The organism is Gulosibacter molinativorax (genome assembly GCF_003010915.2).
Classification (GTDB): domain Bacteria; phylum Actinomycetota; class Actinomycetes; order Actinomycetales; family Microbacteriaceae; genus Gulosibacter; species Gulosibacter molinativorax.
Map to the genome: position 1 here is coordinate 1,914,151 of NZ_CP028426.1, position 13,187 is coordinate 1,927,337.

At 59.9% G+C, this 13,187-nt stretch carries 14 protein-coding genes; 3 read left to right on the plus strand and 11 right to left on the minus strand.

Translation table 11 applies throughout. From position 1 onward, the window contains the following. Positions 1–16 precede the first annotated feature (16 nt). Complete coding sequence (locus GMOLON4_RS09020) at positions 17–697, minus strand: methionine ABC transporter permease (protein WP_035733028.1); 681 nt, start codon at positions 695–697, stop codon at positions 17–19. Continuing rightward, complete coding sequence (locus GMOLON4_RS09025) at positions 694–1,455, minus strand: methionine ABC transporter ATP-binding protein (protein WP_026937226.1); 762 nt, start codon at positions 1,453–1,455, stop codon at positions 694–696. Before GMOLON4_RS09025 ends, GMOLON4_RS09020 begins: the two co-directional genes overlap by 4 nt. 116 nt (positions 1,456–1,571) lie before the next feature. Here GMOLON4_RS09025 and GMOLON4_RS09030 point away from each other — a divergent pair, with 116 nt between their 5' ends. Further along, on the plus strand, positions 1,572–1,988 hold the full coding sequence (locus GMOLON4_RS09030) for an OsmC family protein (protein ID WP_026937225.1): 417 nt from the start codon (positions 1,572–1,574) through the stop codon (positions 1,986–1,988). A 106-nt stretch (positions 1,989–2,094) separates the two neighbouring features. Here the strand turns inward: GMOLON4_RS09030 and GMOLON4_RS09035 are convergent, their stop codons facing one another. The 5 genes from GMOLON4_RS09035 to GMOLON4_RS09055 form a co-directional block, all read right to left on the minus strand. Continuing rightward, the gene (locus GMOLON4_RS09035; protein ID WP_026937224.1) at positions 2,095–2,718 is read right to left on the minus strand and encodes a Fic family protein; all 624 of its coding nucleotides are present in this window, start codon (positions 2,716–2,718) and stop codon (positions 2,095–2,097) included. 340 nt (positions 2,719–3,058) lie between these two features. Beyond that, a complete protein-coding gene (locus GMOLON4_RS09040) occupies positions 3,059–3,271 on the minus strand; it encodes a DUF433 domain-containing protein (RefSeq protein ID WP_026937222.1) in 213 nt (70 codons plus the stop codon). A gap of 69 nt (positions 3,272–3,340) precedes the next feature. Next, positions 3,341–6,442 carry a type I restriction endonuclease subunit R gene (locus tag GMOLON4_RS09045; RefSeq protein WP_026937221.1) on the minus strand — a complete coding sequence of 1,034 codons (3,102 nt, stop codon included), beginning with the start codon at positions 6,440–6,442 and terminating at the stop codon, positions 3,341–3,343. After that, on the minus strand, positions 6,439–7,716 hold the full coding sequence (locus GMOLON4_RS09050) for a restriction endonuclease subunit S (protein ID WP_084147559.1): 1,278 nt from the start codon (positions 7,714–7,716) through the stop codon (positions 6,439–6,441). The genes GMOLON4_RS09045 and GMOLON4_RS09050 overlap by 4 nt, the downstream gene beginning before the upstream one ends. Continuing rightward, positions 7,713–9,683, minus strand: a complete 1,971-nt coding sequence (locus GMOLON4_RS09055) for a type I restriction-modification system subunit M (RefSeq protein WP_026937219.1) — start codon at positions 9,681–9,683, stop codon at positions 7,713–7,715. The genes GMOLON4_RS09050 and GMOLON4_RS09055 overlap by 4 nt, the downstream gene beginning before the upstream one ends. Positions 9,684–10,005: 322 nt before the next feature. Here GMOLON4_RS09055 and GMOLON4_RS09060 point away from each other — a divergent pair, with 322 nt between their 5' ends. Then, entirely contained in the window at positions 10,006–10,338 is a 333-nt protein-coding gene (locus GMOLON4_RS09060; RefSeq protein ID WP_026937218.1) for a hypothetical protein, read from the plus strand. An 11-nt stretch (positions 10,339–10,349) separates the two neighbouring features. Then, positions 10,350–10,649, plus strand: coding sequence for a nucleotidyltransferase family protein (locus GMOLON4_RS09065; protein WP_084147558.1), 300 nt, complete (start codon positions 10,350–10,352; stop codon positions 10,647–10,649). Positions 10,650–10,762: 113 nt separating this feature from the next. Here GMOLON4_RS09065 and GMOLON4_RS09070 read toward each other — a convergent pair whose 3' ends face one another. The 4 genes from GMOLON4_RS09070 to GMOLON4_RS09085 all read right to left on the minus strand — a co-directional run bounded on the left by GMOLON4_RS09070 (position 10,763) and on the right by GMOLON4_RS09085 (position 13,134). After that, on the minus strand, positions 10,763–11,143 hold the full coding sequence (locus GMOLON4_RS09070) for an FAD-dependent oxidoreductase (protein ID WP_211222698.1): 381 nt from the start codon (positions 11,141–11,143) through the stop codon (positions 10,763–10,765). Continuing rightward, positions 11,107–11,706, minus strand: a complete 600-nt coding sequence (locus GMOLON4_RS09075; RefSeq protein ID WP_211222697.1) for an FAD-dependent oxidoreductase — start codon at positions 11,704–11,706, stop codon at positions 11,107–11,109. The genes GMOLON4_RS09070 and GMOLON4_RS09075 overlap by 37 nt, the downstream gene beginning before the upstream one ends. An 86-nt stretch (positions 11,707–11,792) precedes the next feature. Continuing rightward, the gene (locus GMOLON4_RS09080) at positions 11,793–12,140 is read right to left on the minus strand and encodes a hypothetical protein (protein ID WP_156892048.1); all 348 of its coding nucleotides are present in this window, start codon (positions 12,138–12,140) and stop codon (positions 11,793–11,795) included. A gap of 193 nt (positions 12,141–12,333) precedes the next feature. Further along, entirely contained in the window at positions 12,334–13,134 is an 801-nt protein-coding gene (locus tag GMOLON4_RS09085; RefSeq protein WP_035733026.1) for an HAD-IIA family hydrolase, read from the minus strand. Between the last annotated feature and the right edge of the window lie 53 nt (positions 13,135–13,187).

Below are 13,187 nucleotides of genomic sequence, written 5' to 3' on the forward strand. Positions count from 1 at the left end.
TGGGGTGGGATGCGATTTAGCGCTTGTCGAGCGCGCGGGAAATGCGGGTGCCGAGGCTCTGCAACAGCAGCACGGCGATGATGATGAGCGCGATCACGGTGTACATGAGCACGAAGTCGTACTTGTGGTAGCCGTAGCGCATCGCGAAGTCGCCGACGCCGCCACCACCCACGACGCCGAGCACCGCCGAATACGACACGAAACTGATCATCGCCGAGGTCAGGGCATAAACGAGCCCCGAGCGCGCATCGACGAGCAAGAATCGCATCACGGTCTGCGGCACGGTGGCGCCCATCGATGCGGCGGCCTGCAGCAGCCCGCTCGGGAGCTCGAGCAGAATCTGCTCGGTGAAGCGCGCGTAGATCGCGATTGCGACGAAGGCGAGCGGGAATGTCGCCGCGACGGTGCCGAAGCTCGTGCCGAACACCATCCGCGTGAACGGGATCATGAACACTACAAACAGCAGGAACGGGAATGACCGCACGACGGTGACATAGAAATTCGCGACGTTCCACAGGATACGGTTGGACGTCAGCCCGCCCTCGCGGGTGAGGTAGATCAAGACGCCGAGCGGCAGCCCGAACAGCACCGCGACAACGAGCGAGACGCCAACCATGTACCCGGTCTCGGCCAGGGCGACGCCGATTTCTTCGCCGTATTCGCCGACGATTCGCTGCAGTTCATCGAGGATGTTCATTGGCCGAGTACCGTCCGCACGTGGTCGAGGTACGTCTCACCTTTGTCGGTTTGCACGGCATTCACCGCGACGATGTCTCGGAGCCGACCGACTTCGAAAATCGCTGCCTGATCGCAGATCGCTTTCACCGCATCCAGCTCGTGGGTGACGAGCACGATCGTCGTGCCGAAGCGTTCGCGCGTCGTGCGCAGGAGTTCGAGGATCTCGCCGGTGGTGTGGGTATCGAGCGCCGATGTCGGCTCGTCGCAGAGCAGCAGGAGCGGATCGGTAACGAGGGACCGCGCGATCGCGACCCGCTGCTTCTCGCCGCCCGAAAGCTGCGCGGGATAGTGCTTCGTGCGATGCCCGAGGCCCACGAACTCGAGCATCGCGGCGACTTTGGCCGTGTCCTTCCGCTTTTGCAGCCGCAGCGGCATCGCAACGTTTTGCTCGACGGTGAGGTTGCCCACGAGATTGAACGATTGAAAGACGACGCCGATCTGGTGCCGCATCTGGTTCAGTTGCTTCCGCGCCAGGCTCGCGAGATCAGTTCCATTTACGAGCACTTGCCCGTTCGTTGGGTGATCGAGCCCGTTCATGAGCCGCAGGAGCGTGGACTTGCCGGCGCCGCTCTCGCCGAGGACGCCGAAGATTGAGCCGCGCGGGATGGCGAAGTCGACGTTGTCGAGCGCCGTCACGGTGTGTGCGCTGTCTCCAAACGTGCGAGTTACTTCGCGAAACTCGACGGCGCTCTGGCCGATCGTGTTCGATGGATGCATGTGGTGTGGCGCTCGCAGGCTCGTAGCGGATGTGAGTGAGAATCCGGTGAACGGATTCTTAGACGCAGTCGAATATATGCTGTGCGAGGCGCGAAGGCAACCAAAGGGGTGGATGCATGACCGATAGCGAGTACGGACCGTCGATTTTCACGGCGGTCGCCGAGAATCGCGGTGGCGCGAACGGCGAGAGCTGGATCGAGGGTGGCCTCCGAGTCGACGTGCGCTCGCCGATTGGCCCCGAGCAAAGCCAGGGAACGAACCCCGAAGAGCTACTCGCCCTCGCATGGGCGACGTGCCTCAGCGAATCGGGTCGGATCGTCGCGGGCCCCAGCTACCCCGTCCAAGTGCGCACGCGCATCACGCTGCACAAGCGCCACGACGGCAGCTCCTTCGAGTTCCGCGGCCGCGCCGAGCTCCACTTCGAGGGCAAAGACATGGATGCGGCGACTCACCTCGCCGAGGCTGCCCACGCCCGCTGCCCGGTCTCGCGGATGCTGAGCGGGCAGTCGGAGGTTACTATTGTGGCGGTTTAGCTGCGGAGTTTCATAGTGCGGGGCTGCCGGTTCCGCGGTGAAGCTGGCTTCTGCGGACATCGGCCAACACGATTTGGGCTCCTCGCTCGGTAACTCAAAATGCGGGTTAAGAGATCGGGTAGGTCGACACGAATTCAGCCAGATCTCGGGAATCGCGATGCTGATCATAGGCCCGAAGAAGTTCAATGTATCGGCCCTTGTCAATCTGCCAGTCGTATGCCTCGATAATTTCTGTGTCTTGAGCAGCTGCAAATACAAGATCCGCGAAGAGCCTGGTGCTGCGCCCGTTGCCGTCGACAAACGGGTGAATTCGAACGCACTCTGCATGCACCGCTATGCCCAGTTCCCGCGGAGTCCAGTCGCTCGTGTTTTCCCACCTGTACCGAATGTTGTCTAAGGCCCCTCGCATCTCCGTTGGAATCGCGTGCCAGTCGATACCGATGTTAAAGTCATGGCGTCGGTAACGACCAGCCCAACTCCAAATGTCTCGGTAAAGGAGTCCGTGTAGCTCACGCAAGTACGCGTCACTAAGAAGTTCTTCGAGCTGCAGTTCGCCTTCGAAAGCTGCCATCAGGAGTTCCTCTTTGACCGTAGCCTCCACTGCCTGTTCAAGATCATAGACAGCCGCCCTCGTTATCGGCTCTGGCAGCGAAGCTCTTGCTTCGGGTAGAAGCGCATCCAATTCGTCGAATGGGACCGGCGTTTCCCCGTAACCCGGGTCGAATGACATCAGCCCAGACGGCGGCGCTCAGCGAGGTATCGCTCAGTCTTTTCCGAACGAACGAAAGTAACCGGGACGTCGCGCCGTTCCAACGATGCGGAAGCGCGGGTTGAACGAAGCGCGGCACGTCTAACGGCTTCTTTATCGACAAGTCGCTTTTTCACGTCTGCCACCTCCTGGCATCCTTGCATTGTGTCCGAAAATTCAAGTTTACCAACGCACTTCTCGGATATCTCGAGCACAAATTTCCTCAGCACGGTAACGACCTGCTGGGTCAGCCACTTCCATCCACCTATCGGGTGCAACGCGGGTAGCTCGCTCACGAGACACCAAGGCTCCATCGACGACTTCACGGATCCGCCAAAGAACTAGCAGCCGCATACGCGATGACAACGAGTATGTCCTCTCGCTCTAGTTCTTCATAGCCGCTCAGAATCTCGTCGTGGGACATGCCTGAGTGAAGCAGGTCGAGCAAGTCCTGAACGCGAACACGCATGCCACGGATCGTGGGATCCCTGTGGCATATCGCCGAATTGACTGTGACCCGATCGAGGCGACTCATAGGTGGACACTACGATCGCTATATCGGGAAAGTCAGAGACTGCGGATACCCAACTGACACCACCCGAACCTAACCCGCACGCTCCCGCAAATACTCATACAACCCGGCATCGAGTAACATATTCACAACGCGATCGATCGGCATCTCTCGGATCGCTTCGGCGACACTATTCTGTGCCTCGTCGTACTGCCAGCGCGCGTCATCCACGACCACATTGAGTTTCGGCGAGAAGCGGAAGTCCGTTTCTACGTTGTTTACGGACTGGGTCAGCAGGTCTTCGCTCTTCGCAGTCTCCGCCAAGAGCTTCCCCACCATGTCGACCTTGTACTCATCCGAGACGTCGAGATCGCCGAAGTACTTGTTCACGGCCTCGATCAGCTCCGACTTCGCCGACCGCTCCTGCTCGCGCACCTTCGCGAGCCCGGCCTCGGTCATCCCGCGCAGTCCCTCACCGGCTCCAGACTCCAGCCGCAGGTCCTCGTCGCGCACCTTCTCGAGCTTGTAGTGCGTCAAAACCACATCTGTCACGTCAACGTTCGCGGCGTTGGCCTCCCCCGCGCGGAACTCCCGGAGCTTGCGCGCGAGCAGATCGGCAAACACCGACAGCTTCTCGAAATAGGGCTCGCCGTAATCCAAAATCTGCGAAAAGAACGCGTACGCCTTCACGTACTGCGCGAGCGTGGAACGAAAGTCTTCGAGCTGCTCACGTGCCTCGTCATCGCCTTCCACCACGGCGTCGTGCCACCGCACCGAGAATCGATCGACCGGCGCGTGAAACGCCGAATCGAGCGCCGAATGCTTCGACCGCGTCTCAGTCCAGATGTCCCACACATGCTGCACCTCTGAACGCGTGAAGATCTTCTGCTGCTCGAGTTTCGCGGACAGATCCAGCACGAGGTCGGGATCAGATTCCGTCTGAATCTCCGCATCCTCGTAGTAGGTCAGAAACGCCTGCCGGACGTCCTCGCCGTCGTTCACGAAGTCGAGCACATACGTATTGTCTTTGCCGTCCGCGCGACGATTTAACCGCGACAGCGTCTGCACGGCGGTGATGCCCGAGAGCTTCTTATCGACATACATGCCAACGAGCAGCGGCTGGTCAAATCCGGTCTGGTACTTATTCGCCACGATCAGGATGTTCTGGTCCTCTCGCGCAAACACCTTCGCGAGATCTCCCCCGCGAAGTTCGGGGTTCATGGATGCCTCGGTCACGGTCGGCACCTCGATCCCGGGCAGTGCGGTGACATCAGGGTCAGGCACCTCCCCCGAAAACGCCACGAGGGTCTTGAGCGGCAGTCCGTCGCGTTCGATCGCCTTCTCGAACGCCCGCGCGTACTTCACCGCAGCCGCACGGGATGCGGTGACCACCATGGCTTTCGCACGGCCACCGAGTTCCTTCTGCACGGTCTCGCGGTAGTGGCGCAGGATCACGTCGACCTTTGACGCGACGTTGGTCGGATGCAGTTCGACGAACCCGATGTAAGCTCGCGTGCCCTTGCGCACGTCGACTTCCTCGGACTCACCCTCCTCGGCGCGCAGCGCGATGCGCGCCGCAAATTCGTAGGTCGTGTAGTTCTTCAGCACGTCGAGGATGAACCCCTCCTCGATCGCCTGCTTCATCGAGTACAGATCGAACGGTTTCGGTTCGCCGCCCTCCTCGGTCCGCCCGAATTTCTCGAGCGTCTTCGCCTTGGGAGTCGCGGTAAACGCGAAAAAGCTGAGCCGCTTGTCGCTGTCAGCTCGGGCTGCCATCGCGACCAGCGCATCCTGGTCGGCGCCGATCTCATCTCCTTCGATGGATGCGGGAACCTCGCCCTGGTAGAGCAGCTCGCGGAGCGAGGCGGCCGATTCTCCAGTCTGGGATGAGTGGGCCTCGTCGGCGATGACCGCGAAGCGCTTGCCCGCGAGCTCGCCACCCTCGTCGCGAATCCTCTTGAGCGCGTGCGGGAAGGTCTGCAGCGTCACACCAATGATGAGCACTTGGGCGCGCAGTGCCTCGAGCAACTGCTCGGTCTTTGACCCCTCGCTCCCCCTCGTGACGGGCAGAAAGGTGCCCGTCTTGCTCACGAGTTGGTCGACCGCATCCTGCAGCTGCCGATCGAGAATGTCTCGGTCGGCGACGACAATCACGCCATCGAAGACCTTCTTGCCGTAGGGAGTGTGGAGCGTCGCCATGCGGTGGGCGGTCCACGCGATCGAGTCGGTCTTGCCCGAGCCCGCCGAGTGCTGAATGAGATAATTCTGCCCCGAGCCATGTTCGTGGGCGTGCTGGGTGAGCTTCGTCACCGCGCGCCACTGGTGATAGCGCGGGAATCGCACGCTCGCCTTTTCGGTGATCTCGCCGGTGACGGGGTTCACCTTGGTCTGGTGGTTCACGTAGATGAACTTCGCCAGGATGCTCAGCCAGGTATCGCGCTCGAATACCTCTTCCCAGAGGTACGACGTGCGGTGCTTGCCTTCGACTGGCGGATTGCCCGCCCCATTGTTGTAGCCACGGTTGAAGGGCAGGAACGTCGTCGACTTCCCCTCGAGCTTTGTGGTCATCTGGACTTCGTTGTCGGTGACCGCGAAGTGCACGAGGGCGCCGCGGAATTCGGTGAGGAGCGGTTCGCCCTTCGGATTTCGGTCTTTGCGGTATTGCGTGACCGCGTCGTTCACCGACTGCGTGAACGTTGTCTTGAGTTCGAGCGTCGCAACCGGGATGCCGTTCACAAACAGCACGAGGTCGATGCGATCGGCCTTCTTCATCGAGTAGACAACCTCGGGCACGACCCGGAGTCGATTCTTGGCGTATCGCTCGATCAGGTTCGGATTGCGGCCGTCGGCCGGCGGCATCTGCAGGAGGTCGAAGTGCCGTGCACCGGTGACGTCAAAGCCATTCCTGAGCGTGGCGAGCGTGCCGCCGCCGTGCGCCTCGTCGTTGGCGAGCTTCTTCACGACCCGGTCGAGGATGCGCCGCTCACCTTTCGCTTTCGCCTCGGGTGTGGCGTTGGTCGGCACGATCTTCGCGTAGTTCTTGGGATCGATGTCCTCGAGCCAGCCGAGGAGGTCTTCGGGATAGAGCGCGCGTTCCTTGTCGTAACCCGCGGAGTTTTCCGAGCGGAGCCACCCGTGGTCCCCGAGGTAGTCGGCGATCTCGTCCTGAAACGCGCGCTCCCGATACGTGTTCATCGCGCCTCCGCGAGCTCGGCTTCGATCTGTTCTGCGACGGGAGCGTGCTTTTCAGTGACGTTGATCTGGCCGGTGACAGCGGCGGAGATTAGGGCGGAGCGGCGTTCCTTGGCCAACGCGACGGCATCCTGCACCATGGTCTTGGACTCCACAGCATCCTCGAAAATCTTCTGGGCCGAATCCGCGATTCTAGTTTGCGTGTCGCGGTCTGGGACAGGTAATTCAATACTCAAGAAATCCTCGTAGCTAAGATTTTGCATTGAAGCGCTCGCGCCGACACTACGAAGAGAAACTTGATCTCGATAAATGCGAGAATTCCGCACATAATACATAAATTCATTGTTTGCATTGAAATCTATCTGCCAAAGTTTGTCCGACAAGAATAGATTCGGATATTCATTACTAACGTATGCAGTCGAGCCGACCAATTCTGGGGTATTCGCACGATTAATGAGGATTCGATCCGCCTTCAAGGGAGTCGTCAGCCGTGCGATTTCACTAACTTCTACTACGGCCTTATTTTCGGCAACATCCAAGTATCCTTTCGATGCGGCTCCGGTCTTCAGAACGCCAGGCTGCCCTTCCTGTGCCTGCCAACTCGCACCGTTGACACTGACGCCCGTTTCCCGCTGAGGATTTAGGTGACGTATTTGAACAAAATCATGCCCGAGAAACTTTCTCTCAACGGCCGCGGACTGCCGTTCGCCAACTAGATCCGACAGAGAGGAAAGTTCGTCAATGAGCGCATCAATTTCGGCGGTTTCGCGGTCGAGGTAGTCCGCGATCCGCCGTTGTTCTTCGAGTCCTGGATACGGAATCCTCGATGCCAGGAGCTGCTGCTGATTCAGTATGGGAGCCCCGTAGATATTCCGAGAAGCACTTGCTTCGAAGGCAAGCGGTAATACCCACCGTGCGAATCCTAAGTCAATGCGACTCGTTGATTTCACCGTCGCGATCGCCTCATTGGTTACTAGCCTGGAATGAACGAATGCAGTCTTACCAATACTCAGCTTAAAGCTGTAGAGCAACTCGCCAGGTTCGCTCCAAGGAATGCCTGCAGCCCGCACTCCTTCTTCACTCAAAAAGCGTTCCCCAGTTTGCACTTGACCACCGGCCATATCGGCGATCGTAACCCACGGCACGTTACCCTCGAAATAATCCGCTCGACTCGTAGGAGGGGTACCGCCTACCGTCAAATGCAAAATATGAGATGCCTTTCGGATACTCCAATGATCTGGGATATCCGATAACCAGTCTCGTCGTTCGGCGTTCACGCCTTCACCTGCTCTAGTCGGGCGCGGATTCGGCCGAGAACCTCATCGAGGTCGGCGTCGATTTCTTCTAGGGAGCGCGGCGGGACGTAATTGTAGAAGTGGCGCGTGAACTGAATCTCCGCGCCCTCCCTCGACTTGGATTCGTCGATCCAGGCGTCTGGGACGAACGGCTTTACCTCGCGTTCGAGGTACTCGTCGATGTCTTCGTTCCACGGCACGTTCTCGGTGTCGCGCAGCGCGGCGTCGGCGACAGGCCTGCCCGCTTTCGTCAACAACTCGCCATCGTCGTCGTGCTCGCTCAGCTCATCCACGAGCATTTTCACGAGCGCCGGTTTCAGCGCGACGCCCTTACCGTTCGCCGCGGCCATCAGCTGCTTCTGGAACTCCGTGCGGCTGAACGACAGCTCTCCCCCAGCATCCACCCCCGCAGCCTCGAGCACCTCGAGGAGGCGACCCTGCGCATCCTCATCGAGCTTCGTGACCGGCTTCGCCGCCATCGCGCGCTCGATGCGTTCGGGGGTGAACCCGTAGTTGCGTTTCATCGGGCGTTCGAGCGTGATCGTGCGGTACATGAAGTCGGTCACGTCGAAGATCTTCGAGACATCGGACTCTTCGAATTGCTCGTAAAGCTTCGTGATCTCGACGATGTGATCGTCACTCAATTCCTTGCGCTTTGAACCGACGCTCTTGCGCATCTTTACGAACATCTCCGTCGCGTCGATGAGCTGCACCTTGTTGCGCCGCTCCGCGGGCTTGTCCTTATTGAGGATCCAGACGTAGGTGCTGATGCCGGTGTTGTAGAACATGTCGGTCGGCAAGCCGACGATGGTCTCGAGGTAGTCGTTGTCGAGGATCCACTTGCGAATGTTCGATTCGCCCGAGCCAGCACCCCCGGTAAAGAGCGGCGAGCCATTAAGGACGATCGCGCCCTTGCCTCCGCCAGAGCTGTCGCTCGGCTCGCGCAGCTTCGAGATGAGATGCATGAGAAAGAGCATCGAGCCGTCGGAGACTCGAGGCAGGCCCGCGCCGAATCGTCCGTCGAACCCGGCGATCTCATGTTCGGAAGTGACCGCTTCGCGTTGCTTTTGCCAATTGACGCCGAACGGCGGATTCGAGAGCCCGTAGTGGAAGGTGCGGTTCTTAAACGCGGGGTTCATGAGGGTGTCGCCGTTCACGATGTTGTCGATCGGCTGGCCCTTCACCACCATGTCGGCCTTGCAGATCGCGTAAGAGGCACCGTTGAGCTCCTGTCCAAGCAGGTTCACTTGGGCCGAGCCATTCATGGCCTTGATCTCGTCATCGGCGACCGAGAGCATCCCACCCGTACCCGCCGTCGGATCATAGACATCGCGGACAATGCCGGGGGTCATGAGATCTTCTTCGTTGGCGAGCAGAATCGAGACCATGAGCTTCACGACCTCCCGCGGCGTGAAGTGCTCACCTGCAGTCTCGTTCGAGGCCTCGGCAAACTTACGAATGAGCTCCTCAAAGATGTGGCCCATTTTCTCGTTGTCGACAGCCTTTGGGTGCAGATCGACTTTGGCGAAGTGCTGGAGAATCTGCAGCAAGAGGTCGTTCTGCGCGAGGTCCACAATCGTGTCTTCGAACTTGTACTTCTCGAAGATGTCGCGCACGTTCGACGAAAACGAGTTCACATAGTCGCGAAGGTTTTGCTCGAGATTATCGGGGTCGCCTTGCAGCGACTTCAGGTCGTGATTCGAGCGATTCGAAAACGAGTAGGTGTGGCCAGCCTTCGCACGGAGCATGCCGGGTGACGGGTCGACGTCCGGGTCGAGACCCTTCGTCGCTTCGAGCACGGCCTGCTTCGTCGGCGCGAGCACCGCATCCAATCGCGAAAGAACCGTGAACGGCAGGATGATGTCGCCGTACTGATGCTGCTTGTAGGTGCCTCGAAGCAGGTCGGCCGCCGACCAGATGAACGACGCGTGATTGAAGTTGCTAGACACCCGAATTAACCCCTGAAAAGCCGAATATGTTCGATTTGTCGAGCCTAGTCGAGGGCACCGACCCTCCAGGCGGGCGGGCAGACTTGAACTCTGAAGAAACGGGATGTCTAGCTTGTGACCGGCCACACAGTGACGATTTGTTCGTACTCGATGCTTGGGCTCCGATTGAGCTCACCAAGCACGGCTACTCCTTGAGTCGCGTATAACACCCGTCTTACACTGAAGCATGTGGTGCACATCGGATGGCGTCCCGAAGTGGTGGCGATATGCGGACCGATGACGAAGACTCTCGACTCGGGGCGGAAGAGAAACCTTGAATGCCATGACCCCTAATAACCGCATCCCTCCAGAAATCGCCGCGGCGATCGAGAAGGAGATCGACGCCGATAGCCCTCAGTATCGAGACGATCTCTCCGAGGGCAACTGGACAAAAGCGAACCGCGTGCCATCGCCATTATTGACCCTTCGCATCCCCGCCGACGCGCTTACCGAGCTTCAAGACCTAGCCCGAGAGAATGGGGTCGCGGTGTCGACTCTCGCACGCGGCTTCATCCTTGACGGTATCGCCCAGCACAAGAGCGAAGACCTCCGCGGCGCCCTCGAACGGTTAGAGCGTGATCTGGCTGCGGTCAAGGCCCGGGCGCTCACAAGTTAGGGAGTCCAGACGTGTTGGATACACCACTCGGGACTCGACTCCGGAAGGCTTCGCCGCGCGTCAAACAGCTCATCGCCGACGCGGGCGGCAGCAACGTGCGGGTCTTCGGATCGGTAGCAACTGGACGTGAACACTCGAAATCCGACGTCGACCTGATCTTTACGATGAACAAACCGTTGAGCCTCATGGCGCTCGGCAAACTTGAACAGCTGATCGCCGATGAAGTGGGAGCACCCGTCGATCTCGTCCCGGACACGTCGCTTCGCCCCGCCTTTCGGGATCGAATCCTCAACGAGGCGGTGCCACTTTGAGCCCTTCTAATTCCATGGCCTGGTGTGTGCTCGATCGTCAGGACATCCGGCGCGTCCGTCAGACGATCAACGCGGATTTGAAGACGGATAGGTAATTACGAAACTGTCGGAGTCTAGTCTTCGTCAGCCGCCGCGAGCTCAACGACCCGCTCCGCGGTCCCCCACGACAGCGTCACGCCAGCGCCACCGTGACCGTACGCAGTGATCACCGGAACGCCGTCGACGGTCAGGCGTTCGAGGCTGATCGATGGCCGAGCGGGTCGCAGCCCACACGCGCGGCCAACCAACGGTTGATTCGCCAGTTCGGGAACTAGCTTCAGTGCACGCTCCAAGATCGCCGCCTCAGTCGCCGGATCAATTTCGGTATCCCACGATCCCTCGTCGGCCGTGCCACCAACGATGACGTCGTGTTCGCGGGGGAAGATGTAGGTGAGGCCGTCGGGATTACCCTCATCGGTCATCCACTCTTCGAGCCCAGGATTCGCGAGCCGCACGATCTGCCCACGGACCGGGTAGACGCTTTCGTCGCCGCCGAGGAGCTCGCCACCGCGATCACGACGAGGTCGCTCTCGTTCGCGAGCTCCTTGATGGATGCGACGGTGCGGTACTCGAACGTGATGCCAAGCGACTGCACCCGTGCTTTGAGCCAGGGCAGGTATCGCGGAATCTCAATGAACGGCAGCGCGGCTCGTACACCGGAGGTGGTGCCTTCCGGGAGTTGCGCGGCGGATGCTTCCTCGAACTGGGCAAGGTGGGACGTCCACGAGCGATCCGGGTCGGCCAAGCGCTCGACGACGGTTCCCGTGCGCATCCTGACTACCGCATCCGACTCGGCCGTAAGCGCGACAAATCGCTCGAGCGATCGGGCCAGCAGCTGGTCGGCCAGCTCGGATCGCTCGCTGCGGAATGGGAACCAGAGTGCTGCGGATACCGACGACACGGTCTCCATCGTGTCTTGGTCCGCGACTACCGTGACCTCGTCACCGTTGGATGCGAACTCGTGTGCGACGGAGAGACCGATCACGCCTGCTCCGATTACCGTTACGCGCCTTGCCATCGTTCCATTCTTGACCATCTAAGCCCCAAGGCAAGCGCGGAGACTGACGCATCGGCATCAAGTGGGACCGCCTGAGTGCTCGCCAACTAGCGCCCAATCGCCTCTAGGAAAGCGACCGTCTCTTCTTCAGTGAGACCCGGCACTCCACCCCGTGCAGGCCCCGGTGCGCCCGCAAGGAGTTCTTCGAGAGGGACTGCCTTGCGTACACCAGGCGAGACTGGCAGTGGTGGTGCCTGCTGAATGATTGCCGCACCTATTTGCGAGATGCGCCCATCGGAGTCCCGCTCCGGGATCCCGACGGCAGAGACGTACTGTTCGATCAAGGCACGGCACTCATCATCGTTCTCCACATTGGGGAGCGGGATCGTGTTGCCGAAATCATCCGTCACCTGCAGGCGATGGGTATCGAGCTTGACCGACTGCAACTTGCCCACAACCGTTGCTTCTTGGGACTCGAAACCCTCGTCGAGCGCTGCAGCAACTCCCTTTGACGCTGATGATTCATCGCTGCTCGTCAATTTTCCCACCGCCCTGAACTCCGGTGATTCTACGAAACCGAAATCTCCTGCTCATGCCATCTAATTTGCAAGGAACTCACTTCATTCAAGTATTCTCAGCATGCGTCAGTTACTCCCCGTCGACGTACATCTCGACCAGTTCATGCACCCCGGAAATGATCTCGTCGGGGCGGAATGGGAACCTCTCAACCGCATCATGGGTACTGATCCCGGAGAGCACGAGAATCGTGTGCAGTCCCGCCTCCATGCCGGCAACAATGTCGGTGTCCATTCGGTCGCCGATCATCACCGTCGACTCAGAATGCGCACCAATCTGATTGAGCGCCGAGCGGAACATCATGGGATTCGGTTTCCCGACCACGTACGGCTTGCGCCCGGTGGCCGCGGTGATGAGCGCATTGATCGCGCCCGTTGCCGGAACGACGCCGTCTGCCGTCGGGCCGGTCGGATCCGGGTTCGTCGAGATGAAGCGAGCCCCGCCAACAATCAGTCGAATCGCCTTGGTGATCGCCTCGAACGAGTAATTGCGCGTCTCGCCAACAACGACAAAGTCGGGATCAACATCCGTCATCACGAAGCCGGCGTCGTGGAGGGCCGTGGTCAGCCCAACTTCACCGACGACGAACGCGCTACCATCTGGCTTCTGACTCTCAAGGAATGACGCGGTCGCCATCGCTGACGTCCAGATCGCCGTCTCGGGCACCTCGATCCCGTTCGCGCTGAGGCGAGCGCTGAGATCGCGAGGCGTGTACGTCGAGTTATTGGTCAGGACGAGATACTTCGTCCCGGTCCGCTGCCAGTGCGAGAGCAACTCGCGCGCACCCGGCAGTACCTGCCCTTCGGCGACTAGCACCCCGTCCATGTCTGTGAGCCAAGACTCGATGGTTCGATTACCGCGCGTAATTGACATAACCCCACCTTTCGCGCCAAGTGTAGGTGTGCCGAGTGAAGCTTTCCTCACTC

What these genes read in the sequence shown, in the direction of transcription:
- GMOLON4_RS09020 (WP_035733028.1), bottom strand. Translation starts at nt 697, where the DNA reads ATGAACATCCTCGATGAACTGCAGCGAATCGTCGGCGAATACGGCGAA.
- GMOLON4_RS09025 (WP_026937226.1), bottom strand. Translation starts at nt 1,455, where the DNA reads ATGCATCCATCGAACACGATCGGCCAGAGCGCCGTCGAGTTTCGCGAA.
- GMOLON4_RS09030 (WP_026937225.1), top strand. Translation starts at nt 1,572, where the DNA reads ATGACCGATAGCGAGTACGGACCGTCGATTTTCACGGCGGTCGCCGAG.
- GMOLON4_RS09035 (WP_026937224.1), bottom strand. Translation starts at nt 2,718, where the DNA reads ATGTCATTCGACCCGGGTTACGGGGAAACGCCGGTCCCATTCGACGAA.
- GMOLON4_RS09040 (WP_026937222.1), bottom strand. Translation starts at nt 3,271, where the DNA reads ATGAGTCGCCTCGATCGGGTCACAGTCAATTCGGCGATATGCCACAGG.
- GMOLON4_RS09045 (WP_026937221.1), bottom strand. Translation starts at nt 6,442, where the DNA reads ATGAACACGTATCGGGAGCGCGCGTTTCAGGACGAGATCGCCGACTAC.
- GMOLON4_RS09060 (WP_026937218.1), top strand. Translation starts at nt 10,006, where the DNA reads ATGACCCCTAATAACCGCATCCCTCCAGAAATCGCCGCGGCGATCGAG.
- GMOLON4_RS09075 (WP_211222697.1), bottom strand. Translation starts at nt 11,706, where the DNA reads ATGGCAAGGCGCGTAACGGTAATCGGAGCAGGCGTGATCGGTCTCTCC.
- GMOLON4_RS09085 (WP_035733026.1), bottom strand. Translation starts at nt 13,134, where the DNA reads ATGTCAATTACGCGCGGTAATCGAACCATCGAGTCTTGGCTCACAGAC.